The following is a 23247-nucleotide window of genomic DNA, read 5'->3' as shown; positions in this document are numbered from 1 at the left end:
GATGCCTGTCGACCGCGGCGTGGAACGCGCCGAGATCCCCCACTCCATGCTCGTCGAGGAGGACTTCGCCGCCTTCGAGTCCCTGATCGCCGCCCAGCGCGTCGCGCAGGGCAGCAGTCACGACGACAACTGGCGGTTGATCATGACCTTCAACGGCACGGACGAGAAGGGGCGCTGGACCCACACCACCGGCGTCTTCCAGGCCGTCCCGCCCGACGAGATGACCCGGTCGGTGCCGCTGGGCTGGACCGAGATGGACTTCAGCGAGGACGGGCAGGCGCTGCCGAACACCCCGCTCGGCGAGGAGCGGCGCCGGACCATCGCCGCGCTCGCCCGCACCGCCACCGCGCACCCGGCCGGCCCAGCCCAGAGCACCCCCACGGCGGCGGCCTCCCCGACGACGGTACGCCGCACCCGCTGACACCACGCGGACCGACCAGCCAACCGAACGCCCTTCGAGAGCCGTGAACACCCATGCCCACCAACGATGCCGAGTCCTTCCTCGACCACGCCCACCTCGCCGAGGCCGACTTCGCGGCCTTCGAGCAGCTGCTCGCCGCCCGCGGCAACAACGACGACCGCGCCCACCCCGCCTGGGAACTCGTGTCCGCCCACACCAGCCACCTCGGCGGCGAGCTGCAGAACTCCTTCGCGGTCTTCCGCCCAACGGGCGAGCGCGGGAGCACGCTGCCCAACCACTGGGAGGCCAAGGTCAACCTCGACGAGGCCGGTCACGTCCTGCCCGAACGACCCGGCCCACCGGCTCCCCTTCCGCCGCTGGCCGCCGCGCTGGCCGCGCACCTGCCCGGCTGGTCGGCCCAGCCCCGCCGACTCAACCCCGGACGGGACCTGGCCGAACTCGCGGGGCAGCTCTGGGACCGGCACCCCTCGCAGTGGACCAGCACCAGCGCGCCGCACAGCGCCTTCGCCCTCGACGGCCCCCGCGGCGAGCGCCTGCTGGTCGTCCAGCCGCACCCCGACGGGCCACTCTTGCTCCGCGCGGCGCGGCCCGACAACGCGCCCGAGCACCAGGACTTCTGGGCGTCCAGGCCGCCGGAGCCGGTGGAGTTCTCCGCCGACACCGATCCCGTCGCGATGGCGGCCGAGGTCGAGGAGCGCTTCGCCCCCGCCTACCAGCGGGCCGCCTGGCACGCACGAACCATCGCCGTGGAAGACGCCCTCGTCGCCCTGGACGACCTGAGCGTCGCCTACGTCCTGCCGCCGAACACCCGGCACCTCGGGGAACCCGACATCTTCGAATCCGCGGCGGCCCGCGACCGCACCGCCTGGCGCCACCTCGACGTCCTGGCAGATCAAGGCCCCCACCTCATCGCCGGCATCCGGGCGGTGACCACCGCCGAGGACCGCCTCAACCGCGACCTCGGCCCACGGCTGCGCCGGCTCCACTACGCCGAGAACGCACTCAACGGCATCCGCGAGATCCGCAACCGGTGGGAAGTCCTCGCCACCCGCACCGCCAGCGACGACCCTGCCACCACCCGGATCCGCGCCTCGGCCCAGGACATGCGCAACGGCGAGGCGTGGTCGCGCACGCCGTGGGTCCCGATCATGTCGCTGGCCGTGCTGGCCCAGGACCTCACACCGCGGATCGGCCGCCCCGCGCCCAACCGCGACAAGCAGGTCCAGGCGGCCACGGTCCGCGGCCGGCACCGCTTCGGTGCCGCCCCGGAACCTGCGGCAGCCACACCGCCACCCGCCACTGCCCCACGCCGTACCCGCTGACCGCCTACCGCCTACCGCCTACCGCCTACCGCCTACCGCCATGGAGATCCACTCATGACCGATCTGGGTCATCGGGCGCACGGGGAAGTCCTTTCTCGGCCCGGTACGTCGGCCGCCCCACTTCGGCCGGCCGACAGGGCTGGGCAGGAGTACGCCGTCCAGCGTCTGGCTTCCGCCGAGGTGGGCGAGTTCCCGGAGGTGCTCCACCAGCTCGTGAGCAGCGACTTCGGTGCGGTCAGCCGACTGCACGAGCTCGTGAGCGCGGCGGCGCAGTGGTGCCAGGACCACGGTGTTCGGCGGTACGGGGCCGAGCTGGATGCCCTGGCGGAGCGGATCACCGAGGTCGGCGAGGAGCTGCACCTCGTCAACGAGGGTCTCGCCGGTGAACTGGCCGGCCGGAGCGAGCAGCTGGCCGCCGCCGTCAGCCGTTCCCCCGCCCACCCCGCACGGAGGCCGTCCCCGGCCGCCTCGGTCTCCGCTTCTCCGGTCCGTCTCGGAGCGCCGGTGCCCGGTCGCCGTTCCGGTCGCTGACGCGGCGTTCTACCACCGCTTCCCCGGCCGGGCCAAACCGCGGATCCTCCGGACCATCGACACCCCAGCCCCCGCTCTCGCAGGGGCGAGCGTCGTAGGAGCACCGCCATGCAGCCCGTCACGTTCTCCAAGTCCGGCTTCGAAGTCACCGCCCACACCCGCCGCCGCGTGCCGAGCGGCATGTTCGAGCCGATCACCACTCTCCTGGTGAACCGGGGTGTCGACTACACCATCGGCTTCGACACCGGCGGCTACATCGACGCACGGCTGCCGGACGGCAGTTTCCTGCTCGTCGGTCCCCAGTACGCCGACTACCAGGGGCCCGATCGAACCGGTCCGCAGGACGGCTGGTTCGCGGGCTGGCTTGAGGTCGGCGGCGAGCCCACCCCCCTGTACGACAGCCAGCCGGGACAGCACGACCACCAGCACGGCACCGACCCGGGACCACTGCTGGCCTGCATCAACGAGCACCTCGACCGGCGCGGTGTCCCCTCCAAGCAGGAGGTGCAGGAGCGACTGGTGCGGGCCGAGTCGCTGCTGCACCGCGCCGGCTTCGTCCCCACCGTCCACAACGGCGTGGCCTGCCACCGGCTCCCGGCCGCGATGCTCGATCCCGGCGAGCGCCGCACGGCCGTGACCCGGGCCGCCGACTACCTGCGGGCCGAGGGCTTCGGCGTCAACTACCCGGCGGACCTGACCGACTGGGTCGCCGAGCGGGCCGTCCTCCCGTCCCGCCCGCTCGCGGGCCTCGGCGGGGAGATCGCGAAGGCCGGCCACACCGAGGAGGTGGTGGCCGCGCTCAGCGTGCTGACCGCCCCCGGCGACGGCGTACTGGACCAGGCCGTCGACGTGCTCCACCAGACCGCCGCCTGGTGGGAGGGCCTGAACTCGACCGCCTCCGATCCGCACTACGCCGCCCGCCTCCGCGAGATCGCCAACCGCACCGACAGCTACGTCCGAGAGATCCGGGCGCTGCGGGGGGACCTCGCCGACCGGCACGCCGCGCACCCCCAGGCCGCGGCCCGGTCGGCGGCGAGCGGGCACGACCCGCGGGTGGCCGCTGCCCTCGCTTCCTCCCCGGCGTCCGAACGCACCCTCACCGGGCACCACGCCGAGACGCTGCTCGCCGCCCCACCTCCGGCCGCCGACCGCCCCGCCGGCCGCATCCGCTGACCCCCGTACGGAAAGCCCGCCATGCCCAACACCGCCCCGCAGCCCGAGGTCGTCCTCGGCCACCACCCCGACCACGGCGTCGTCGCCGCCCTGCCCACCCAGTCCGCCGCAGCAGCCTGGATGCTGGAGCGGCTGGAGTTCAGGCGCATCGCCGACCACCCGCACCTGTACGCGCTCACCGAGCAGCACCGTGACGTCCCGGACCGTCTCCGGTGGGCGATCAAGGTCCTCGACGGCGCGGGCTACGCCGTCCACAGCGACCTCTCGCTGAACGCCGGCCCCGAACCCTCGGCCGAACTCCCCCTGCAGGTGGCTGCACCAGCCCCGGTGCCGGAGCGCGAGCCGGATGTGGTCTTCGCCGAGAGCCCGTCCCTGGGGGTGATCGGGACGGTCGGCGACGGCCCGGCGCAAGAAGCCCACGCCGTGCTGAAGAGCTGCGGATGGTGGCGCCACGCTGAGGTGGACTTCTACTTCCCGCCCTTCCCACACACCGACCCGCACCTCGGTGAACGGGATAACGCGCTGCAGGCGGTCGCCGCCACGGCGCGCGAGCTGCGCCGGGCCGGCTACCAGGTCGGCGTACAGAGCCGGATCTCCGCCGAGGTCGCCTCCTACCGCCCTCCAGCCGCCACCACCGCCACCGCTCGCGAGTTCCCCACTGCCGAGGCCGCGCTGCTCAGGAGCCCGGTAGTCCGGCAGGTACCTACCGCGAAGGCGGCCCCGCCCGGGCCGCCGCCCACCGCTGTTGACCCCCGGGCCGCGTTCGCGCGCGCCCGCTGACCACCCTCCACCCGGTTTCGAGGAGATCCGCTGTGTCCACTCCAGCCACCACCGGTGAACGAGCCCCCGTCGTCCTGATCTGGCGCAACCACCAGGGCCCCGACGTCTATGCCGCGCCCGGCCTGCTGCCGCAGCCGGTCGCCGACGCGGTCCTGCCCGCGCTCGGTTTCGAGCCCGATCCGGCAGAAGCCGGCCTCTTCACCCTCACCGACCCCGAGCACGACGGCCAAGAACGCGCCCGGGCAGCGGTGCGGGCCCTGCGCACGATGGGCCACCAGGTGGGCACCGAGCCCGACTTCGACGTGCCCGGCACCACTTTGCGCCACCGCGACGAGCCGGACGTCGTCTTCGGCGAACACCCCTACCTGGGGATCGTCGCCGCCGTCAGCGACGGCCTGCCAATCGACCCGGCACCGTTCCTCACCAAGGCCGGCTGGCACCACACCCGCGGCCTCGACATCTACCTCGCCCCCAGCGTCGAACGCGAGGCCGGACTCGACGCCATCGCCGCCGCAGGCGAGCAGCTGCACCACGGCCGGTACAACGTCGCCGTCCAGCGCCACCTCGCCGCCGACGTCCACGCCCGCCGGGCCGACACCCGCGAACGCGGCCGGGCCCGGGTGTCCTCCGGCGCCCCGGCCCCGACCCCGACAGCCCGGTCGGCCGCCGAGGCGGCTGCCGCGCCGGTGTCCGCCGAGCGCGCCGGCACCCGCAGCCGCTGAACCCCCTTCCCCAGAAGCAAGGAGCAACCTCATGGCAGTGAAGAAGGTCTGGACGATCGCCCACTCCTGCGGGCACGAGAGCGAGCGCGACCTCGGCGACCGCCCGGCCGACCGCCGCGCCGGGTACGCCGACTGGCTGTCCCGGCAGGAGTGCACCGACTGCTGGCGCGCGGCGAAGGACGGTGACGAGGCCGACAAGGCCGCCTGGCTGGCGGCCAAGCGCGCCGAGGAGCAGGCGGAGTCCGACGCCTGGTCCGAGCGGTACCGGATGCCGCCGCTGGAGGGCACCGAGCGGGGCATCGCCTGGGGCGTGCGCTGCCGCCACCAGCTGCTCGCCGCCGCCTACACCGCCCTCGTGCTGGAGGGCGGCCTGCCCGAGGCCGACTGGGAGCGGATCGAGGAGCGGGCCCGCACCGTGACCCGCGCCGGGTGGTGGATCGATCAGCGCGCCTCCGAGCCCGGCGACCTGCAGGAGCTGCTGGAGGCCGCCACCGCCGCCGACCGCCCCACCGAGAACCCCTTCGTCTGACCTGCCCGACCCAGACCCCAGAGCCCAACTCCCCTTTCCCTGCAAACGATTCGGAGAACACCACCATGCACGCTCCCCGTCTGCACTGCACCGTCCGGCGCACCGAGAACACCCTCGCCCTGTTGAACTCGCTGTTCACGCTCAGCGACGACCCGGACTTCGAGCCGATCCTGCTCGACACGTGGTCGCCGGGGCCGCCCGCTGAGGAGGAACACAACATGGCGTGCCTGGCAGCGCTGCTGGACGAGCCGCTGGCACTGCGCCGGTCCCGAACCGGCCGCACCCCCTCCAAGCGCCTGACCTGGCACTGCTCGATCCGCAGCTCCCCGCCGACCGCGCTCACCGAGAACGACTGGTACGACCTGGCCCTGGATGTCCTGGACGCCACCGGCATCGATCCGACGGGCGACAGCACCGCCTGCCGGTGGGCGGTCCTGCAGACCACGGAGGACCGCATCGACATCGTCGCCACCGTCGTCCGCCAGGACGGACGCTGGGCCCGGCTGCACAACGACGAGATCTTCGCCCGCTTCGCCTGCGAGAAGTACAGCCGAGAACGCGCCGCCTCACGCCGCTGACACACCCGGCCCACCGCCGCCGGCCACTACCACCGTCCGGCGGCCCGGCCAAACCGCCGGATCTGAGGATCCTTCCCCCGTCAGCCCGATCGCCGGGCCCGCCGCCGTCCGAGAGGGGACCGTCGTGATCGCCCGCCTGCAGCGCGCCACCAGCACGGCCGCGCTGATCCCCGTCCTGTACGGGCACGACGCTCCGCGCTTTCGGCTGCGGCCCCGGCTGATCGGGGCCGACTACCGCGGCGCGCACCAGCAGCTGCCGCTGTTCGGCGACCCGCGGGAGGTCCTGGGCGGCGGCGTGCTGGACGCACCGGCCGCGCGGCTCGGCGCCCGGGCACCCGAGCGGCCGGTGTGGCTGTGCTCGGTGCGTTCCGACCCGCGCCACCCCGATCTGTCCGACGCCCAGTGGGCGGAGGTCGCCCGGCGCCTGGTCGCCGTCACCGGTCTCGCCCCCGCGGGCGACCCGGACGGCTGCCGCTGGGCGGCGATCCGCAACCTCGATCGCTCGGTGCACATCGTCGCCACCGTCGTCCGCGAGGACGGCTCCATCCACAGCACCTACCGGGACGCCTTCCACGCGCAGGCCGAGTGCCAGCGCATCGCCGCCGACCTCGGCCACCTGGTGCACACCGTCCCCTCCGTCACCACCTCCAAGGACTACCGCATGCCCACCCCTCCGATCGCCATCGGCCTCGAACCCAGCGGCGCCGTCGTCGCCAAGGGCGCCAGCGACGACCTCGCAGCCGCCCTGCTCAAGCACGCCGGCTTCGCCGAGAAGGGCGACTGGTACGGCCGCCGGTACCGGCTGCCCACCACCACCGCCCCGGCCGACCGCGCCGCCATCGCCACCCACGCCGCCGAGATGCTGCGCGCCGCCCGCTACGACGTCGACCTCGACCCCCGGCTCGACACCACACTGCCCGGCAACCCCGCCGCCCGGCACCAGCTCTCCGCCAACGACCAGCTTCTCCAGGTCACCGACCAGATCCGCGGCACCACCAGCGTCGGCGAACTCGCCGAAGCGCTCGACCAGGTCCTCGACCCCGACGGCGGCATCCTGGACCGCGTCCACGACATGCTGGAGGCCGCCTCCGAGCAGGCCACCGACCTCGACCCCGAGCAGTACGCCCTCTCCGACCGCATCGGCTTCGCCGCCGACTTCGTCTCCGCCGCCCAGAGCGAGCTGGGCGGCCTGCTCGACGAAGTGCAGCGCGCCCAGTCACACGACGCGCCCACCGACACCGCGTCCCTCTCCGCCACCGCCGACGCGGCCCGCGCCACCTCCCCCGCCGTCACCGCCCGAGGCGTAAGCGCCTCCACCCCGCCCTCCGCCGCAACCCCGCAGGCGGTCGTGCCCCGGCAGACGGGACGCACCCGGTGACCGGCACTTCCACCGTGGCCGGAGGTGGGCGCGATGCCTGAGCACTACTCGTCGATCGGCGAGGCGGTCGGTGCCGCGATGCGGCACAACATCGCCCTCGCCCACGGCCCGCAGGCCGATCCGCCCCTGCAGGTCCGCTACTTCCCGCCCCCGGCCGCCGATCCGTACTCGCTGCCCGGCATGATCGCGCGGTTGGAGGTGACGGCGGACCCGGGCGAGGTCGCCGCGATCGTCGAGGAGGCGACCGGCGCCCTGGTCGGCCCGCTCCCGCAGCTGACCGAGCTGGTCGCCGCCAGCGCCGACTGGGCCCGGGCCCGGCTCAACTTCGACTACCCGGACCCCTACGTGGCGGCCTTCGACCTGTGGACGCGCCTGGCCTCCGTCCACTCGATGCTGGTCTACGCCCAGGAGGAACTGGAGGCCGTCGTCGGCAACATCGCCGAGATGCCAGCCGCGCTCAGCGACCCGCGGCACCACGAAATGGTCCAGGTCAAGCGGACCCGGGAGCTGCTGCACGACGTCATGGGCCACGGCCCCTCGGACGCGGAGGCGATGCGGCAGCAGGCCGCCGTCTCCTACTCGCCCCGCGCCGCCGCCCGCCGTGCCGCGAGCCCCGCAGACGAGTCTGCGGCACCAGCGGCCGGACCGTCCCCCTCGCCCGGCCGCACCCGCTGACCACCGGCCTCCACCTACCAGGAAGTTGCTTCCCTCCATGTCCGACCACCACCGGCCGGAGCTGACGGCTCGGCTGTCCGAGACCGCCGCCCCCGCCGAGGTCGCCGACGTCCTCGACGCGGTCAACGGCGTCAGCGGCGATCGGGCCGGGATCCTGCCGCGGCTCACCGACCTCCTCGCCGAAGCGGCCAACTGGGCCCGGGCCCGGGTCGACGACGCCGACCCGGACTACAACCCGAGCCGTATCGCCTGGGAGCAGCTCGCCAACGCCCACCACTACCTGCGCAACGTCGAGGTGCTCCTGGGGCGGGTCCAGGACCACCTCGACGACTGCACCGGCGCCGTGGTCGATCCCGCGCACCGGTACGGGGTGGCCTTCCGCACGCGGGAGTTGCCGCACGTTGCTGCCGGCCCGGGGCGCTCCGACGCCGAGGCGAAGCGGCAGCAGGCCGCGCGCTCCAGCTCACCCGGCGCCGCCGGTCGCGCCGCTCACCCCGGAGCCGAACCCGGCGCGCCCCCGGCCAGGCCGCCTGCCACGGCCGCGCCCGCCGTCCACGGCCGCTGACCTACCCATCACCAGCTCGCGATCCTCGAAGGACCTTCTCCATGGGCAACTTGGCCGACACCTACGGCACCGACGTCGAGTTCTACCGCGGCGGCGACGGCCTGGTTTGGGCCGACTGCCGCACCGATGCTCCCGAGGTCATCGGCCTCGTCCTGCGCCGGTTCGACTTCACCGCCCCGGCCGACCCCGGCAACCCCGCCTCCTACCACCTCCCGGCCGACCTGCCGGGCCCCGACCAGCAGCTCGCCGCGTCGAACGCCTCGGGCCTGCTGGACGGCTTCGGGTTCCGGGTCGCCATCGAGCCCGAGCTGATCGTCGGTTTCATCGGTTTCGATGCCGTCGTCCCGGACCGGCAGCGCACCGCCGCCGCCCGCCTCACCTCCCCCACCGCCAAGGCCGGCCCCGGCCAGGTGCTCGCCGCCGCACCGCCGACCACGCCCCGCACCACCGGCCGCACCCGCTGAACTCCCCTGAAGGAGAGCAACGCCATGATCCGTTCGAGAGCCGAGCGCGCCCCGCCCCCCGCCCGCTCGCACCCACCTGGAACCGCCTTGCCCCCTCCGCGTACCAGCGCGCCGTCGACCACCACCGGCACCGACGCGCTCCTCTACCTCCTGTTCGGCGTCCTCGGGGCCGCCCTCGCCTTCGGCTCGCTGGCCTGGTTGACCGGCAACGCCGCCAACGCCCTGGTCGGCAGCGGACCGTGGGCCCGCTTCAGCGCCACCGACGCCCTGCTGCACCCCGACGCGCTGTGGCCGCACCTCGACGCCACCGCGCTGCTGCTCGGCGCCCGCGTCGTGCCCGGCGTACTCACCGCCTCCCTCGCCGCCACCGCCCTGGTGCTGTGGGCGCGCCACCGCGGCGGCGCGAAGAGCGGCCTGGCCCGCAAGGCGGACTTGGCGCCGCTGCTGGACAAGGAGGTCACCGCCAAGGCGCGCGACCTGCGCCCGAGCCTGAACGGCCGGGAGTGTAAAAGAGGTTGAGCCGAACGATCGGGGCATCCTGGTCGGCACTCTCTCGCCCGGCAGGGCGGAGGTCCGTGCCTCCTGGGAGGACGTCCTCGTCGCGATCATGGCGCCTCGCTCCGGGAAGACGTCCGGCATCGCGATCCCGGCGATCCTCGCCGCGCCCGGCCCCGTCCTGCTCACGTCGAACAAGGCGGCCAACGACGCCTTTACCGCGTGCTTCGACGCGCGGGCGAAGGTCGGCACGGTCTGGACGCTCGACCCGCAGCAGATCGCCCACCATCCCCGTGAGATGTGGTGGGACATCTTGGCCGACGCCCGCGACCTCGCCGGGGCGAAGCGGCTGGCCGGGCACTTCGTCACCGCGTCCGTGGACGAGTCCAGCGGCTCCGACTTCTGGTCGACCGCCGCCGCCAACACCCTCGGCGCGCTGTTCCTGGCCGCGGCCAGCCACCGGCGCCCGATCACCGACGTGCTGGCCTGGCTCGCCTCCCCGGCCGACCGCACCCCCGTCGACCTGCTCGCCGACGCCGGCCACCACGCGGTGGCCGCCCAGCTCCAGGGCACCGTCACCGGCGCCACCGAGACCCGCGACGGCATCTACGAGACCGCGCGCCAGTACGCGAGCTGCCTGCTGGACCCGGAGATCGCCGCGTGGGTCACCCCCACCGAGGGCCTCCCGGAGTTCAAGCCGTTCCACTTCGCCTCCTCCCGGGACACGCTGTTCCTGCTCAGCAAGGACGGCGGCGGCTCCGCCTCGGCGATCATCGCGGCGGCGGCCGACGCGGTGATGCGCTCCGCCGTGATCGTCGCCGAGCGCAGCGGTGGACGGCTCGACCCGCCCGCGCTGTGTGTCCTGGACGAGGCCGCCAACGTGTGCCGGATCTCCGATCTCCCGGACCTGTATTCGCACTTGGGCTCGCGCGGGGTCATCCCGATCACGATCCTGCAGTCCTATCGGCAGGGCCAGCGCTGCTGGGGTGAGGCCGGCATGGACGCCCTATGGTCCGCCGCGACCGTCAAGATCGTCGGCAGCGGTATCGATGACGCCGACTTCGCGGACAAGCTGTCGCGGCAGATCGGCGAGCACGACGTGCAGACCGTCTCCGTCTCCAACTCCGACGGCGGGAAGTCGACTTCCATCTCGATGCGCACCGAGCGGATCCTGCCGCCGGACCAGATCCGCGCACTGCCCAAGGGCAAGGTGCTGCTGTTCGCCACCGGGATGAAGGTGGCGATGCTGGACCTGAAGCCCTGGTACAAGGAGCGCTCCGTCAAGGCGATCGGCCCGGCCTCCGCCCGTGCCACCAAGGCCATCACCGCGCGCGCTCTCGCCAAGAGCAAGGACGGCTTCACCCTCTCGGCCTGACCGCCCCGCCCGGCGGCGCCGATCGAGACCTCCCGTCGGCGCCGCCCCTTCCCCTCCCCCTCCCCCTCTCTTCCGGGTCCCGCTGCCGCCGGGGCCCGCCTCTTCAAGGACCATCCCTATGACCACGACTACCGCTCCGTCCCTGCGAGTTCTGTCGCTCGGCGCCGGGGTCCAGAGCAGTGTGCTGTTGCTCCTGGCCGCCGAGGGCCACCTGCCCCGCCTCGATTACGCGATCTTCGCGGACACCGGGTGGGAGCCCCGCTCGGTCTACACGCACCTGGAGCGCATCGAGCGGGAGGTCGCCGCCCCGGCCGGGATCCCGGTGCTGCGCGTCTCCTCCGGCAACATCCGGGCCGACGCCCTCGACCCCACGAAGCGCTTCGCGTCGATGCCGCTGCACATCCTCAACTCCGACGGCGGCGAGGGCATGTCACGTAGGCAATGTACTGGTCAGTACAAAATCCGGCCGATCAAGGAGAAGGTCCGTGAGCTCCTCGGCTGCCCCTACCCGCAGCGGGTGCCGCGCGGGGTGTTCGTGGAGCAGTGGATCGGCATCTCGGTGGACGAGGTGCACCGGGCGAAGGACGCCGACGTCGCCTACATGAAGAACCGCTTCCCCTTGCTGGAGCAGGGCCTGACCAGGGAGGACTGCCTGCGGCTGCTGCGCGCTCGCGGCTTCGAGTCGACCCCGAAGTCGAGTTGTCTGGGGTGTCCTTACCACGGCAACGCCCAGTGGCGGGCCCTGCGTGACGGCTCCCCCGAGGAGTGGGAGGACGTCGTCGACTTCGACCGGGCGATCCGCGCGGGCAACGCTCGGGCTACCGCGGAGGGGACCCCGCTGCTGGGCCAGGCGTACCTGCACCGCAGCCGCCGCCCGCTCGACGAAGCGCCCATCGACCGGGTCACCGCGCACGAGTGGGCCGGGCGCCAGACGGACGTCTTCGACGCCATCGCCGACGCCGAACTGGAGGCCGGCGACGCGGACGGCTGCTCGCCCTGGGCCTGCCGCTCAGGTGCCCCGGTCGCCGCCGAACGCCTCACCCTCGCGGCCTGACCGCCTTTCCCCTCAAAGGAGTTACCCCGATGAACCACCCCTCCCCCCGGGGCGAGCGCCTGGTCGGTGCTCCGGTCGTCCGGCGCGGCGGCCACTGGTGGCTGATCAGCGGCAGCGGGTCGATCCTGGCGACGGACCCGACGTTCACGGGCGAGCTGGACCGCTTCGCCGCCGCCCGGGCCGCCGCCGAGCGCGAGATCGCCGCTCTCGCCCCCGAGCGCCGCCGGTGGTGGTCGTGATGGAGCCGCTGCTCGCGGGCGAGCAGGCCCTGCTCGGGGCCGTGCTGCTCGACCCGCGCCAACTGAGGCGCCTGGAGTGGCTGGAGCCGCGCGACTTCCACCGCCCCGCCCACCGGGTTCTCTTCTCTGCGCTGCGCGAACTGCGGGACGCCGGGCACCCGGGCTTCGCCGCCGACAGCGACCACGGTGAGGTGCCGCTGGAGTGGCTGACCGACACCCTCGCCCTGGCCGGTGAGCGCACCCGCGGGCTGGACCCCTCCTACCTGCACACCCTCATCGCCGCCTGCCCGCGCCCCGGCCACGCCCCTCTGTACGGGCGGATCGTCCTGGAGGGCTCGATCCGCCGCACCGTCACCGAGCACGCCGAACGCCTGCTCGCCGTCGCCGAGGAGGGCCTGGCCGCGGGCGAGGTCGAGGGCACCGCGCACCAGGCGGACGTCCTGGCCGGGGTCCTCGCCGACCTCGCCGGGCGCTGGGGCACCCCGCCCCGCACCCAGAAGCCTGCCGCCGTCCCGGCCCCGGCCGCCGCGCCCGCCGCCGAACTGTCCGACGATGCGCTGGCGGATGAGCAGTTCCTGCTCGCCCTGCTGGTGCACCAGGACGGCGCGCTCCAAGGGGTCTTCGACTGGCTGCGGCCCGGCGACTTCGCCGACCCTGGTCACGGCCGGCTCTACCGCTGCCTGGGTGCGCTCCACCACCGCGGCGAGCCGATCGACTCCGTCACCGCGCTGTGGGAGGTCCAGCGGCGCGGGCTCCTCGCCGACGGCACCCTCACCGAGGAGCAGCTCACCCCCGTCCTGGGGGCGCACCTGGTCGCCGGGTCCGCCGAGTGGCTCGGCGAACAGGTCCTGCGCGCCTCGCTCACCCGTACCGCCGGCCACAGCGCGCGGCAGATCACGGCTCTCGCCGCCGACGAGCGCCTCGCCCCCGGGCAGCTGGTCGGCCAGGCCCTGCACGCCCTCGGCCCGCTGGAGGAGGTCCGTGCCCGCTGGCGCACCGCCAACGGGCACCCCTCCCCCGGCACGGACCGGGCCGCCCCGGCGGCGGACGTCCCGGCGGCCCGGGTCAGCGCGGCGCTGTCGCGCAGCACCCCGCAGCCGCCCGTCTACAGGACGGCCCCGGCCGCCGCTCGAACCGGTGCCGCGCCCGCGCCGCGCCGTCGCCCCTCCTCTTTCCCCCTTCGGAGTGCCCAGTGAAGAGTCCCAGTTCCGAAGTGTCGGCGCTGCGTGCCATGGCGGAGCTGATCGACGACAAGCGTGCCAAGTTGCCCGCGGGTGGCGGCCCGTTCGTCCTGCCGGAGCCCGTCGAGGTGGGACGTCAGATCGCCGGCCTCGGCAGGGTGGTGGCCGAGCTGGGTGACGAGTACCTGTTCCGAGCGGCAGAGCCGACGCCGCAGGGGTACACGGTGCTGGCCGCCGAGGCGTTCGCCAGCGCTGGCAGCAGCGTCGCCCAAGCCGCGTCGGCGCTCGGCGCCGTCGCCCAGCAGCTCGCCTTCATCGCCCGCACAGCGAACATGCACGACGAACCCCGCTACCAGGAAGCCCGCGCGCTCGCCTACGGGACCGCCGAATACGCCGTCGAGACGGCCCGCGACGACCTCGCCGAAGCCACCCAGATCCTCCGGGCCGCCGCCGCGGAGATCTCCCTGCCGCAGGTCCGGACCCGACACAACTCAGTTACCCGCTCGCCGCGCACAGCACCGGCGACCCAGCCCTCTCCTGCGGCCGACCGTGCCGCCGACGAACGTCCGGCCCCGGACGGAGGATCCGCCGAACGCGCAGACCGTCCCGCTCCTTCGGTCCGGGTGAACGCGGCGCTGTCCCGCAGTGCTGTTCTGCCCCCTGCCTCCAGGTCGGGCCAACCACCCTCTGCTGTAGCCGAGTTTGGAACCCAGGGTACGGCCCCGGCCCTTCTTCCCGCTTCCCCTCGCCGCCGGAGTGCGCCATGAACACCCCTCTCTCCGAAGCTCTCGAACTGTCCGGCGCTGCCGTGGCGCTCAGCGACCTACGTCTCGGACTGCCCTCGGACGCCGATCCGTTCGCGCTTCCGGACCCCGCCGTCGTGGGTCGCAGGATCACCGAACTGGGTGCGCTCATCACCACGATGGGCGACGCCTACCTGCGCCGAGCCGCCGAACCGGCACAGCAGGGCTTTCCCGCCGAGGCGTTCGCCATCGCCCTCAACCGGGCCGCCCAGACCGTATCCGCCCTCGGCACCGTCGGCCAGCAGCTCTCCGCCCTGGCCACGATGCCGCCCGGTCCGAGCGGCCTGCCCGGCTCCGACTACACGCGCACGCTCGCCGCCACGTGCATCGACGAGGCCCTCCAGGCGGCGCACCAGCACCTCCAGGACGGTGTCCGGGTGCTGCGGGACGCGGCCTCGGACGTCTTGCCCTCGACGGACCGGTCCCACCAGGCCGCCCTCGCCCGCTCGCCGCACACGGCAACCGCGGGATCGGCGACCGCCGCTCCTGCCCAATCCGCCCCGCCGGTCCCGCCTGCGTCCGGCCGCACCCGATGACCTTCCCCCACCAGCTTCTGGATTCACCATGATCAACGAAGATGTCCGCTACCACGCGGACTGGCTGCGGCTGGCCGCCGCCGACCTGGCCGACGGGCAGGCGACTCTGCCCCGGTCCTTCGATTCCGCCTACGGCAACGGCCGCCGGGTCTCCGTCTCCTCTCTCACCGAGGCGGTGAAGCAGGTGGAGTGGCCCCTCCTGCGGGAGGCTCTCCGCGAGGCCGGCTTCCACGCACTGAGTTCCCGCCCGGACGCCGCCACCGTCTTCCTGGCCAGGGCCTGGACCTCCGTTGCCAGCGACCTGGCGCAGGCCAGCGTGAACTTCGCCAGGGCAGCCGACCTCACAGCCGCACTCACCGACGCGCAGATGCGGGCCCCCGACACCGCCCCCGAGGTCGAGGAGCAGGTCCGCGCCGGGGTCGACCACCTCCTCGCCGACGCCCATAGCGCCGTCGACCACGCCATCGAGACGATGCGGTCGACCGCCTACGCCCTGACCAGCGGACACCCCTTGCCCGCCCCGGCCACCGCCGAAGACCTCGCCTCGGCCACCGGACTCCAGCAGGACCCGAACGCTGCACGTCGGGCAGCGGCGCTCACCCGCTCGACCACCGCCCCGGCCGCCACCCCCGATCCTCAGCACCCTGCGCCGGCCGCACCCGAAGCGCCACCTTCCTCCGCGCGGGGACGGCGATGACGGCCGGCCGGCTGGTGTCGCGGCCCGGGCCGCTGATCGGCTCGCTGTGCTCGGGTTACGGCGGGCTCGACCTGGGCGTGATGGCGGCGCTCGGCGGCCAGGTCGCCTGGCACGCCGAGGTCGAGCCCGCGCCGTCGGCGGTCCTGGCCAGGCACTGGCCCGGCGTGCCGAACCTGGGCGACATCACGGCGATCGACTGGGCGTCCGTTCCGCGGGTCGGTGTCCTCACGGCCGGTTTCCCCTGTCAAAGACGTCTCGGTCGCGGGCCGACGTGTCGGCCTCAACTCGCAGACCCGATCCGGTCTTTGGCTGCACGTCGCGCGCGCGGTCGAAGCCCTTAACCCCTGTCTCCTGGTGGTCGAGAATGTACGAGGACTCCTCACCTCCCCGGGTTCCGCTGGCGACGTGGAACCCTGCCCGTGGTGTCTGGGAGACGACCCAACCCTCCCTCCTCTGCGGGCACTTGGCGCCGTACTCGGCACCCTGGCCGACCTGCGGTACGACGCTCGCTGGCTCGTTCTTCGCGCCTCCGACGTCGGAGCACCCCACCACCGCTCCAGGGTCTTCCTCGCCGCCTGGCCCGCCGACCACGGTGCTGAAGACCCCGACCAGCAACATCGGGAAGAACGGCGGCAGCCAGCACCCGGCGAAGCGCAAGAGCGGCGGGCACGGCCCGAACCTGGCCGACGAGGTGGAGTGGCTGCTGCCGACACCGAAGGCCAGCGACGGGATCAAGGGCTCGCCGAACCAGCGGCACGGCAACGGCGACCTGACCCTGCCCTCAGCAGCGGCCTCGCTGCTGCCGACGCCGAGGGCTTCCGACACCGGCACCCCGGGGCGCCGACCGGGCAAGGGCTGGCGTCCGCCGCTGTCGGCGGTGGTCCTGCCGCTGTGGTCGAACCCGCCCTCGGAGGCGACCGCGGACGGTGGGGGCAGTACGCCGCAGCCGTCGCCCGGTGGGAGACGCTCACCCGCCCCGCGCCGGCGCCGACCGACGAGGGCGGCCGGCTCCGCCCAGAGTTCGTGGAGTGGATGCAGGGCCTGGACGCGGGCTGGGTGACCGCCACCCCCGGACTCGGCCGCCCCGCCCAGCTCACCGCCCTCGGCAACGGCGTCGTCCCCCAACAGGCCGCCCGGGCACTGGAGTTGCTGGCTCCGCCGCTCGGCCGCTGCCCGCACTGCCGGATCCGGTAGGGGCTTCTACCTCATCTTCTCCGGCCGGACCAAGCCCCGGTTCCTCCGGATCCTTCTGCCCGGCAGCCGCACGAACCGACTGCCGGGCCCGCGCACCGCACCGGCGCGCACGACCGAAGGACTCCCCTCCCTTGAGCACCACCCCCGCCGTGCGGGCCCAGGACAGCACTTTCCGTGCCGTCCTGGGCTCGCCGCACGTCGCCCGCCTGCTCGGCGGCACCCTCATCGGCCGCCTGCCCACCGGCATGGCGCCCATCGCGATCCTGCTGCTGGCACGGGCCGAACACGGCCCCCTCGCCCTGGCCGGTCTGCTCGGCGCGTTGTACGGCCTGGCCGCCGCGATCGGCCAGCCGCTGCTGGGCCGCCTGGTCGACCGCCACGGCCAGCGCACCGTCCTGTGCGTCTCGGCCCCGGTGGCGAGCGCGGCGTTCCTGCTGCTGCCGGCCACCGGCCCGGTGCGCCACCCGGTGCTCGCCGCGCTGGTCGTGGTGCTCGCGGGCTTGGCGTCCCCGCCGCTGGAGTCGTGCCTGCGGGCGCTGTGGCCCCGTGTCCTTCCCGACGACGGCCGCCGCCATGCCGCGCTGGCGCTGGACAGCGGCAGCCAGGGCCTGGTGTTCGTGGCCGGTCCGCTGCTGGCCGCCGGCCTCACGGCCGGTGCCGGAGTGCTCGCCGCCTTCACCGCGACTGCGGCGCTGGGCCTGTTCGGGGCCGCCCTGGTCACCACCTCCGCGCCCTGTGCCCGGTGGACCGCGAGCACCCTGGCCGGGCGCGGGCACTGGGCGGGGCCGCTGCGGGCGCCGGGCCTGCGGGTGCTGTTCGCGGCGCTCGCCGGAACCGGGATGGCGCTCGGCGCGGTGAACGTACTCGCCCTGTCGCTGAGCGATCGGCACCACGCCGGGTGGCTGGCCGGGGTGATGCCCGCGGCGCTCTCCTTCGGCAGCGTGCTCGGCGGCCTGGCCTACGGCCGCCGTGCCTGGCCCGGGCCTCCGGCCCGGCACCTGGTGGCCGCCGCGACCGGCTTCGCCGCCGGGTGGACGGCGCTGCTGTCCGACCCGGTGCCGGCCGTCGCGCTCCTCGGCGCGCTCCTGCCCGGCAGCTTCCTCGCCCCGCTGCTGGCCGCCGCGTTCCAGAGCGTCGAACGCCTCGCGCCTGAAGGCGAGTTGGCGGAGGCGTCCGCCTGGCTCGTCGCCTGCATCGGTGTCGGCCAGGCCGCCGGCACCGCCCTGTGCTCACTCGCCGTCGCGGCCGGGCCGCTGCCCGCCGCCCTGGTGCCGCTCGCCGGAGCGGCTGCCGCGCTGTGGCTGCTGCGGCGCTTCCACCACCTCCTCCCCGCCTGACTCTCCCGCGAAAGAACCACCGTGAACGCCACTTCTGCCGATGCAACTCCCTTCACTCCCATGCACGTTGTCTGGGACTGGAACGGAACCCTCAAGGATGATCTCGACGACCACGTCGCCGCGCTGAACGCGACGCTTCCCGCCCTCGGCGGCACCCCCATCGATCGCGACACCTACCGGGCCGAGCACACCGTGCCGATCCCCGCCTTCTACGCCCGCCTGCTCGGCCGCGAGATCACCGAGCAGGAGTGGAAGGCCAGCGACGCGGCATTCCTTGCGCACCTGCGCGCACGGCCCGTGTGGCTCTACGGCCGGGCCGTGGAACTGCTGACGCTGGTCCGGGAGGCCGGGCACACCCAGTCGCTGCTGTCGCTGTGCCCGCACGAGACCCTGCAGCGCGAGGTGAACGAGGCGGGCATCGGGCACTTCTTCACCCGGATCGACGGCCGCACCGGGCCCTCCGGCGATACCAAGGCCGGTCCGCTGGCCGCGCACCTCGACGCTCTCGGCCTCACCGGACAGGAGCACCGGGTGCTGCTGCTCGGCGACTCGGCCGACGACGCGGATGCCGCCTACGCCAACGGCGCGCTCGGTGTGCTCCACGGCGGCGGCCTCCACCACCCCGACCGGCTCGCCGCCACCGGCTACCCCCTCGCCCACACCCTCGCCGACGCCCTCGTCCTCGGCTGCCAGCTCATCCGCTACCGGGCCCTCCTCTAGCACGAACCGACGGCCCGACCAAGCCGCCAGATCCGCGGATCCTTTTCTCACCCGCACGTCAGGAGCCTGTCCGTGAACCGCTCGATAAGACCCGCGCCGCCGCCAGCCCCCGTCCGTCCGACCTATCTGGATGTGCCATGTCCGACCCGTCCGCGGGCTCCCCCGAGCCCGAACCGATCCGCATCGCCGACGAGGACCTCGACGACCTCGCCAGCACGCTGGCGCGCACCATCGCCGAGGTCCGCCAGCACGGCGTCCTGCTCGACCGCCTCGGCGCCGACCCCGACCCGGCCGACGCCGAGGAGCCGGAAGCCGACTCCCCCGACGAGGCCGAGGCCGACGGCCCGACCTCGGTGTTCATCCTGGCCATGGGCGGCGCGGAGTACGCCGCCGAACTCGCCGCCCTGGGCAACTGGATCACCCACGTCCTGCTGCCGGTCTACGGGCGCGAGATCGGCTCCACCCGCCCCTGGTGCGCGCGCTGGTACGAGCACCCGGAAGCCGTCGCCCGCCTCCACGGCCTGTGGCTGGCCTGGCAGCAGCTCACGGACGCGGAGGCCGGCCTCATCGGGCCCTCGACGTGGCACCGCGACCACCTCGACCACGCCCTGGCCCAACTCCGCTCCCCCGACGGGCCGTTCGCCGCGTGCACCACCAGCCCGGCCCGGCCCAGCCACCGCGTGCTGGCCACGCCCGACCAGCTGGGGGTGGCCGCGTGAAGGACACCGACTTCCGGCTCGACGGCCTGGAGCCCGCCGACGAGCAGAGCGCCACCGCCTACGACCGCACCTGGATCTGCCGGTACCAGACGATCGCCCAGCACGACGTGGGCGAGCGCAGCTTCATCGTCGCCTTCGACCCCTCGGCCACCTGGGACGTCCCCAACACGCCGAACCTCGTCTCCTTCGACGTCGTGCGCGACCCCGAGCGGGGGACGTTCGGCATGCACAGCTCCGGGCACGCCACCTTGGCCTTCGCGCAGAGGTGGCTCATCGACCGCGGCTGCCCGGCGGAGGCGCTCGCGCCGATCGCCGACGCCCCCAGGCCCGCCGACGAGCTGACCGTCCGGGTCGAGGACCGCATCCGGCACTCGGGCGAGCGGCTTGCGGTCGTCGAGCACCAGGTCATCGACGGGGGCGACGTCGAGGGCTGGAGCATCGCCGTCGACCAGCAGGCCAAGGAGCTGCCCGTCCGGCTGTTCCTCGAATCGCTCCAGCCGGAGCAGTACGCCTACACGGTGCGCGCGGGGGCGTTCGCCGACTGGGACGCCGCCGACGACTGGCTGGAGGACCGCTCCACCCCGCTGCCCGAGGCGCCCGAGTACCGCCTCGACGCGCTCGACGCGCAGGCGCTGCGGACCGGCGCCGCACTCTCCCGCACCACCTCCTCGCTCCCCCGGGCCGGTGCCGCCCCGGGCGCACCCGCTGTTCCCGTCAACTCCCCGCAGCCGGATCGGGGGCGGTCGCTGTGAGCCGCGCCAAGTTCGCGTTCGCCGCGCACCCCGACGCCATCGCCGACCTGCGCCAGCTGCCCGAACCGATCCGGGACCAGGCCCTGCTGCACCTGCAGGACCTGGTCCACGGCGAGCGCGTCGCCACCCGGCTCAGCGAGCGGCTGGAGGGCTGCCACAAGATCGTCCTCGGCACGGGCGGCAACTGGGCCAGCCACCGCCTGGTGGTCCAGTTCCGCGACGCGCCGCCCACCTCCAAGCACGCCCGCGAGGTCTACCTCGTCGCCGCCGGCGCCCGGCACGAGTACGCGGTCTACAACGCCGCCCAGAAGCGGCTGGGCCGCACCGGGCTCAACACCCCTGCGCCCGACGCGGACCCGGAGCTGGCCGCCCGTATCCGGGAGGCCCAGGAGGCCCGCGTCCGGGCCGCCCGCGCCCGCTCCCCCCGCACCGCGCACGCCCGCCGCCAGGGCGGCATCGCCTACACCTCCGCCTCACCCGGCTTCGCCGCCGCCGACACTCCCCGAAAGGCCCGATGATGACCACCGATGCCCTGCCCAGCCGCTCCGACCTCGCCGGATGGCTCACTGACGCCGCCCAGGCGGTGGCCGGGATCCTCGTCGCCGAGTACGACGCACCCACCAGCCGCTCCTACCTCGCCCCGCTCCTCGGACCGTTGTCCGCCGGGCCCCGGGTGGTCGGCGAGCTGAACGAGCGCCTGGAGGACCTGCTCGACGAGCCGCTGCCGGCCACCCCCGTCGGCCTGTTCGCCCTGGCCTCCTACGCCTCCGCCCTGGGCTGGCTGACCGAGTCGCTGGCCGAACTGACCGCGGCGGTCAACACGATCTGCACCCGCACCGGCCTCCCCACGCTGGAGCCCGGAGGGCAGGCCGTGGCCGCCCAGGGCGGGGGCGAGGAGGGCTTCGACTTCTGCTTCAACGACGTCGAGACGGCTGCGATCCGCGCCGCCGCCGACGCGGCCGGGATGGAGATGGACGCCTACATCGACGTCCTCGTCGGCGCGCTGCGGGCCGCCACCGCGATCACTGACGCCTGCATGGAGATCAGCAGCGGCCTGATCGCGGACGCGCAGTACATCGTCGCCGAGGCCGCCAGCGAGGTCCGGATCGGCGAGGGCCCCGGCAGCCTGCCCACCCTGGTGCGCTCCCTGCTCGCCCGCCTGGAGACGCCCCAGTGAACCCCCACGACCCGCTGACCAACCCCCGCCGCCACCTCATCCACGAGCGACTCGGCGCCCCGGCCGCGTCCCCGCTTCCCCGCCTCCTGCCCTTCTCTTCCCCCAGCCGTTGAACCGGAGCACCGACCATGCCCACCACTTCCACCGCCGACCCGCAGGTCGTCGAGGCCGCTCTGCGCCGGCTCGCGCCGAACTGGACCACCGACATCGTCCGCTCCATCGCCAAGTACGGCCCGACGCTGCAGGTGCGGGAGGTCGCCGGCTACGTCCCGGGACTCAGCGAGTCCTACGCCAGCAAGCGGCTGGCCGGAATGCGCCAGGACGGCCTGGTGGACCGCGACGACGCATTCGACCGGTTCGCCCCGTACCACCTCACCCAGCAAGCACGCACCCTCGGCCCCGTCTACCGGGCCCTGAGCCAGTGGTCGTCGCAGCACATCGCCCCGACCATGCTGGAGCGCCCCGGCCGCATCGAGGACGCGCTCCAGCGCCTGCAGCCGATCGGAACCACCGGGGTCGTGCAGTTGCTGTCCGAGAACGGCGGCATGACCTACAACCAGATCGCCGTGGAGTCCGGCGTCTACCGGCAGTTGCTGGCAGTCCGGATCGCCCGACTCCAGGCCGACGGCCTGGTGGTCTCCAACGGCAGCCGCAACCACGGCCGGTACACCCTCACCGAAGCGGGCCAGGCCCTCGGCCCGGTCTACGCGGCCGTCCAGCAGTGGCACGACCGGCACACCGCCAAGAGCCCCGCCCCGGCCCAGGCCGCCAAGGTCCGCTCCCTCACCGCCCCGGCCGAAGGCGCGCAGAGCGTGCGCACCGCGGCGGCGCTGCGCCGCAGCCCGGTGCCGCCCTCCCTGTTCAGCCACGCCCCGCAGCCCCAGCGCCATGTGCCGTACGCCGTCACGGCCGCCTCCCACCCGGCCCGTGGCCGGTGAGCGCCGTGCTCCGCCGCAGACCTGCCCGCCGCCGGGCCGGGTCCGCGCGCTGCCCGGGCACTGCGGTGTCCGGCGCGCGGGCCCGGCCGCCGCCGACTCGACGAGGAACCCCGGTGCCCTCCGCCGCCCCTGTTCTCGTCCAGCCGCTGCGTCTGGCCGGGCCCGGCGACCGACGCCTGGTCACCGGCCCGCTGACCGCGCTCCACGGCTGGAGCTCCACCCGCACCCCCGAAGGTGCAATCCGCTTCACCAGTCCGTGCCGGACGGCCGCGCTCAGCATGGACGGCGACGGCGGCTCCCCGGTCGCCTGGACCGTGCACGGCTACACCCGGCCCGGCGCCGAGCCCCTGTGGCGGGCCTCCTTCAGCTCCGGCACACCCGCCGAGATCACCGCCGCCTTCACCACCGTGCTCGCCGCCGGCCTGCACTCCCGGCACTACGACTACCCGCCCGGCACTCCGGCCTCCGTCCTCGCCGCCCGGGGCTGGGTACCCGACCGGGAGAGCCGCCGGGGATTCCACGACCAGCTCTCCCCGGACGGCTGGGCCCTCTACCGGCACCGCCTGGGCCACCAACCCCACGAGGAGGAGGTCGCCGGCCTGGTCCCGGCGACCTGGACCATGCTCGCCGGGACTCCGCGATTCCCTTCCTGGCACGCGGAGTTCACGGCCGGTGTGCCCTTCCCCCCGCTCGTGAGCGCCGCCCTGGCCTTCAGCGACCCGGGCCCCGTGCTTCGGCCCACCGGCGAGGTCCCGACACGCCACCGGGCCTTCGTGACCGTGCTGCGGGATTCCTCCGGCGGCCGTCCGCCGGGCCCGCCCCGCCTCGCGGAGGCGAGTGCGGCCCACCTTCCGCTCTCCCGGCCCGCGCCCACCGCGCGGCGCCGCTGACC

General features: G+C 74.2%; 28 protein-coding genes and 2 pseudogenes. All 30 read left to right on the top strand.

Annotation, left to right across the window (positions count from 1 at the left end):
* Nucleotide 1: 1 nt before the first annotated feature.
* Nucleotides 2-421 carry a hypothetical protein gene (locus BX266_RS26975; protein WP_099903957.1) on the top strand — a complete coding sequence of 140 codons (420 nt, stop codon included), beginning with the start codon at nucleotides 2-4 and terminating at the stop codon, nucleotides 419-421.
* A gap of 53 nt (nucleotides 422-474) precedes the next feature.
* The gene (locus BX266_RS26970; protein ID WP_099903955.1) at nucleotides 475-1743 is read left to right on the top strand and encodes a hypothetical protein; all 1269 of its coding nucleotides are present in this window, start codon (nucleotides 475-477) and stop codon (nucleotides 1741-1743) included.
* Nucleotides 1744-1956: 213 nt separating this feature from the next.
* Nucleotides 1957-2274 carry a hypothetical protein gene (locus BX266_RS26965; RefSeq protein WP_143686998.1) on the top strand — a complete coding sequence of 106 codons (318 nt, stop codon included), beginning with the start codon at nucleotides 1957-1959 and terminating at the stop codon, nucleotides 2272-2274.
* Nucleotides 2275-2382: 108 nt separating this feature from the next.
* The gene (locus tag BX266_RS26960) at nucleotides 2383-3447 is read left to right on the top strand and encodes a hypothetical protein (RefSeq protein ID WP_099903951.1); all 1065 of its coding nucleotides are present in this window, start codon (nucleotides 2383-2385) and stop codon (nucleotides 3445-3447) included.
* Between the two features lie 21 nt (nucleotides 3448-3468).
* Nucleotides 3469-4227, top strand: coding sequence for a hypothetical protein (locus tag BX266_RS26955; protein ID WP_099903949.1), 759 nt, complete (start codon nucleotides 3469-3471; stop codon nucleotides 4225-4227).
* Between the two features lie 32 nt (nucleotides 4228-4259).
* Nucleotides 4260-4949 carry a hypothetical protein gene (locus tag BX266_RS26950; protein WP_099903947.1) on the top strand — a complete coding sequence of 230 codons (690 nt, stop codon included), beginning with the start codon at nucleotides 4260-4262 and terminating at the stop codon, nucleotides 4947-4949.
* Between the two features lie 31 nt (nucleotides 4950-4980).
* On the top strand, nucleotides 4981-5478 hold the full coding sequence (locus tag BX266_RS26945; RefSeq protein ID WP_099903945.1) for a hypothetical protein: 498 nt from the start codon (nucleotides 4981-4983) through the stop codon (nucleotides 5476-5478).
* A 65-nt stretch (nucleotides 5479-5543) separates the two neighbouring features.
* Nucleotides 5544-6056: a hypothetical protein gene (locus tag BX266_RS26940; protein ID WP_099903943.1), complete on the top strand. Its 513-nt coding sequence runs from the start codon at nucleotides 5544-5546 to the stop codon at nucleotides 6054-6056.
* A 124-nt stretch (nucleotides 6057-6180) separates the two neighbouring features.
* Complete coding sequence (locus tag BX266_RS40205) at nucleotides 6181-7434, top strand: hypothetical protein (protein WP_259464867.1); 1254 nt, start codon at nucleotides 6181-6183, stop codon at nucleotides 7432-7434.
* 33 nt (nucleotides 7435-7467) lie between these two features.
* Nucleotides 7468-8109 (top strand): hypothetical protein, encoded by a 642-nt coding sequence (locus BX266_RS26930; protein ID WP_099903941.1) that lies wholly within the window; start codon nucleotides 7468-7470, stop codon nucleotides 8107-8109.
* Between the two features lie 37 nt (nucleotides 8110-8146).
* Nucleotides 8147-8674: a hypothetical protein gene (locus tag BX266_RS26925; protein ID WP_099903939.1), complete on the top strand. Its 528-nt coding sequence runs from the start codon at nucleotides 8147-8149 to the stop codon at nucleotides 8672-8674.
* A 41-nt stretch (nucleotides 8675-8715) separates the two neighbouring features.
* Nucleotides 8716-9138, top strand: a complete 423-nt coding sequence (locus tag BX266_RS26920; RefSeq protein WP_099903937.1) for a hypothetical protein — start codon at nucleotides 8716-8718, stop codon at nucleotides 9136-9138.
* A gap of 87 nt (nucleotides 9139-9225) precedes the next feature.
* Nucleotides 9226-11008: pseudogene (locus BX266_RS26910) on the top strand (type IV secretory system conjugative DNA transfer family protein).
* A gap of 184 nt (nucleotides 11009-11192) precedes the next feature.
* Nucleotides 11193-12062 (top strand): hypothetical protein, encoded by an 870-nt coding sequence (locus BX266_RS26905; protein ID WP_099908360.1) that lies wholly within the window; start codon nucleotides 11193-11195, stop codon nucleotides 12060-12062.
* Nucleotides 12063-12091: 29 nt separating this feature from the next.
* The gene (locus BX266_RS26900) at nucleotides 12092-12301 is read left to right on the top strand and encodes a hypothetical protein (RefSeq protein WP_099903931.1); all 210 of its coding nucleotides are present in this window, start codon (nucleotides 12092-12094) and stop codon (nucleotides 12299-12301) included.
* Entirely contained in the window at nucleotides 12301-13497 is a 1197-nt protein-coding gene (locus tag BX266_RS26895) for a DnaB-like helicase N-terminal domain-containing protein (protein WP_099908357.1), read from the top strand. The genes BX266_RS26900 and BX266_RS26895 overlap by 1 nt, the downstream gene beginning before the upstream one ends.
* A 35-nt stretch (nucleotides 13498-13532) precedes the next feature.
* Complete coding sequence (locus BX266_RS26890) at nucleotides 13533-14249, top strand: hypothetical protein (protein WP_143686997.1); 717 nt, start codon at nucleotides 13533-13535, stop codon at nucleotides 14247-14249.
* The gene (locus BX266_RS26885) at nucleotides 14246-14821 is read left to right on the top strand and encodes a hypothetical protein (protein WP_099903927.1); all 576 of its coding nucleotides are present in this window, start codon (nucleotides 14246-14248) and stop codon (nucleotides 14819-14821) included. Before BX266_RS26890 ends, BX266_RS26885 begins: the two co-directional genes overlap by 4 nt.
* 28 nt (nucleotides 14822-14849) lie before the next feature.
* Nucleotides 14850-15518 (top strand): hypothetical protein, encoded by a 669-nt coding sequence (locus BX266_RS26880; RefSeq protein ID WP_099903925.1) that lies wholly within the window; start codon nucleotides 14850-14852, stop codon nucleotides 15516-15518.
* Complete coding sequence (locus BX266_RS40200) at nucleotides 15515-15859, top strand: DNA cytosine methyltransferase (RefSeq protein ID WP_310794807.1); 345 nt, start codon at nucleotides 15515-15517, stop codon at nucleotides 15857-15859. Before BX266_RS26880 ends, BX266_RS40200 begins: the two co-directional genes overlap by 4 nt.
* Nucleotides 15828-16070: pseudogene (locus tag BX266_RS40195) on the top strand (DNA cytosine methyltransferase); the annotation flags it as partial. The gene BX266_RS40200 and the pseudogene BX266_RS40195, both read left to right, overlap by 32 nt.
* Nucleotides 16071-16409: 339 nt before the next feature.
* A complete protein-coding gene (locus BX266_RS40190) occupies nucleotides 16410-16712 on the top strand; it encodes a hypothetical protein (RefSeq protein WP_259465155.1) in 303 nt (100 codons plus the stop codon).
* Nucleotides 16713-16843: 131 nt separating this feature from the next.
* Nucleotides 16844-18049: an MFS transporter gene (locus BX266_RS26870; RefSeq protein ID WP_099903922.1), complete on the top strand. Its 1206-nt coding sequence runs from the start codon at nucleotides 16844-16846 to the stop codon at nucleotides 18047-18049.
* A gap of 60 nt (nucleotides 18050-18109) precedes the next feature.
* Nucleotides 18110-18769: an HAD family hydrolase gene (locus tag BX266_RS26865; protein ID WP_099903920.1), complete on the top strand. Its 660-nt coding sequence runs from the start codon at nucleotides 18110-18112 to the stop codon at nucleotides 18767-18769.
* A 137-nt stretch (nucleotides 18770-18906) separates the two neighbouring features.
* On the top strand, nucleotides 18907-19488 hold the full coding sequence (locus BX266_RS26860) for a DUF4913 domain-containing protein (protein ID WP_099903918.1): 582 nt from the start codon (nucleotides 18907-18909) through the stop codon (nucleotides 19486-19488).
* Nucleotides 19485-20240, top strand: a complete 756-nt coding sequence (locus BX266_RS26855; RefSeq protein ID WP_099903916.1) for a glycosyl hydrolase — start codon at nucleotides 19485-19487, stop codon at nucleotides 20238-20240. The genes BX266_RS26860 and BX266_RS26855 overlap by 4 nt, the downstream gene beginning before the upstream one ends.
* Nucleotides 20237-20758 carry a hypothetical protein gene (locus BX266_RS26850; RefSeq protein ID WP_099903914.1) on the top strand — a complete coding sequence of 174 codons (522 nt, stop codon included), beginning with the start codon at nucleotides 20237-20239 and terminating at the stop codon, nucleotides 20756-20758. The genes BX266_RS26855 and BX266_RS26850 overlap by 4 nt, the downstream gene beginning before the upstream one ends.
* Complete coding sequence (locus BX266_RS26845; protein ID WP_099903912.1) at nucleotides 20758-21417, top strand: hypothetical protein; 660 nt, start codon at nucleotides 20758-20760, stop codon at nucleotides 21415-21417. The genes BX266_RS26850 and BX266_RS26845 overlap by 1 nt, the downstream gene beginning before the upstream one ends.
* Before the next feature lie 128 nt (nucleotides 21418-21545).
* A complete protein-coding gene (locus BX266_RS26840) occupies nucleotides 21546-22355 on the top strand; it encodes a helix-turn-helix domain-containing protein (RefSeq protein ID WP_099903910.1) in 810 nt (269 codons plus the stop codon).
* A 113-nt stretch (nucleotides 22356-22468) separates the two neighbouring features.
* Nucleotides 22469-23245: a DUF317 domain-containing protein gene (locus tag BX266_RS26835; protein ID WP_099903908.1), complete on the top strand. Its 777-nt coding sequence runs from the start codon at nucleotides 22469-22471 to the stop codon at nucleotides 23243-23245.
* The last annotated feature ends 2 nt before the right edge of the window (nucleotides 23246-23247 follow it).

Source organism: Streptomyces sp. TLI_171 (assembly GCF_003610255.1).
GTDB lineage: Bacteria > Actinomycetota > Actinomycetes > Streptomycetales > Streptomycetaceae > Kitasatospora.
Note: the sequence above shows the minus strand (reverse complement) of the source record. Positions and strands in the feature narration are given on the sequence as shown.

What these genes read in the sequence shown, in the direction of transcription:
- BX266_RS26970 (WP_099903955.1), top strand. Translation starts at nt 475, where the DNA reads ATGCCCACCAACGATGCCGAGTCCTTCCTCGACCACGCCCACCTCGCC.
- BX266_RS26900 (WP_099903931.1), top strand. Translation starts at nt 12,092, where the DNA reads ATGAACCACCCCTCCCCCCGGGGCGAGCGCCTGGTCGGTGCTCCGGTC.
- BX266_RS26880 (WP_099903925.1), top strand. Translation starts at nt 14,850, where the DNA reads ATGATCAACGAAGATGTCCGCTACCACGCGGACTGGCTGCGGCTGGCC.
- BX266_RS26895 (WP_099908357.1), top strand. Translation starts at nt 12,301, where the DNA reads ATGGAGCCGCTGCTCGCGGGCGAGCAGGCCCTGCTCGGGGCCGTGCTG.
- BX266_RS26920 (WP_099903937.1), top strand. Translation starts at nt 8,716, where the DNA reads ATGGGCAACTTGGCCGACACCTACGGCACCGACGTCGAGTTCTACCGC.
- BX266_RS26890 (WP_143686997.1), top strand. Translation starts at nt 13,533, where the DNA reads ATGGCGGAGCTGATCGACGACAAGCGTGCCAAGTTGCCCGCGGGTGGC.
- BX266_RS26840 (WP_099903910.1), top strand. Translation starts at nt 21,546, where the DNA reads ATGCCCACCACTTCCACCGCCGACCCGCAGGTCGTCGAGGCCGCTCTG.
- BX266_RS26930 (WP_099903941.1), top strand. Translation starts at nt 7,468, where the DNA reads ATGCCTGAGCACTACTCGTCGATCGGCGAGGCGGTCGGTGCCGCGATG.
- BX266_RS26885 (WP_099903927.1), top strand. Translation starts at nt 14,246, where the DNA reads ATGAACACCCCTCTCTCCGAAGCTCTCGAACTGTCCGGCGCTGCCGTG.
- BX266_RS26945 (WP_099903945.1), top strand. Translation starts at nt 4,981, where the DNA reads ATGGCAGTGAAGAAGGTCTGGACGATCGCCCACTCCTGCGGGCACGAG.
- BX266_RS40200 (WP_310794807.1), top strand. Translation starts at nt 15,515, where the DNA reads ATGACGGCCGGCCGGCTGGTGTCGCGGCCCGGGCCGCTGATCGGCTCG.
- BX266_RS26960 (WP_099903951.1), top strand. Translation starts at nt 2,383, where the DNA reads ATGCAGCCCGTCACGTTCTCCAAGTCCGGCTTCGAAGTCACCGCCCAC.
- BX266_RS26975 (WP_099903957.1), top strand. Translation starts at nt 2, where the DNA reads ATGCCTGTCGACCGCGGCGTGGAACGCGCCGAGATCCCCCACTCCATG.
- BX266_RS26940 (WP_099903943.1), top strand. Translation starts at nt 5,544, where the DNA reads ATGCACGCTCCCCGTCTGCACTGCACCGTCCGGCGCACCGAGAACACC.
- BX266_RS26860 (WP_099903918.1), top strand. Translation starts at nt 18,907, where the DNA reads ATGTCCGACCCGTCCGCGGGCTCCCCCGAGCCCGAACCGATCCGCATC.
- BX266_RS26925 (WP_099903939.1), top strand. Translation starts at nt 8,147, where the DNA reads ATGTCCGACCACCACCGGCCGGAGCTGACGGCTCGGCTGTCCGAGACC.
- BX266_RS26955 (WP_099903949.1), top strand. Translation starts at nt 3,469, where the DNA reads ATGCCCAACACCGCCCCGCAGCCCGAGGTCGTCCTCGGCCACCACCCC.
- BX266_RS26865 (WP_099903920.1), top strand. Translation starts at nt 18,110, where the DNA reads ATGCACGTTGTCTGGGACTGGAACGGAACCCTCAAGGATGATCTCGAC.
- BX266_RS26845 (WP_099903912.1), top strand. Translation starts at nt 20,758, where the DNA reads ATGACCACCGATGCCCTGCCCAGCCGCTCCGACCTCGCCGGATGGCTC.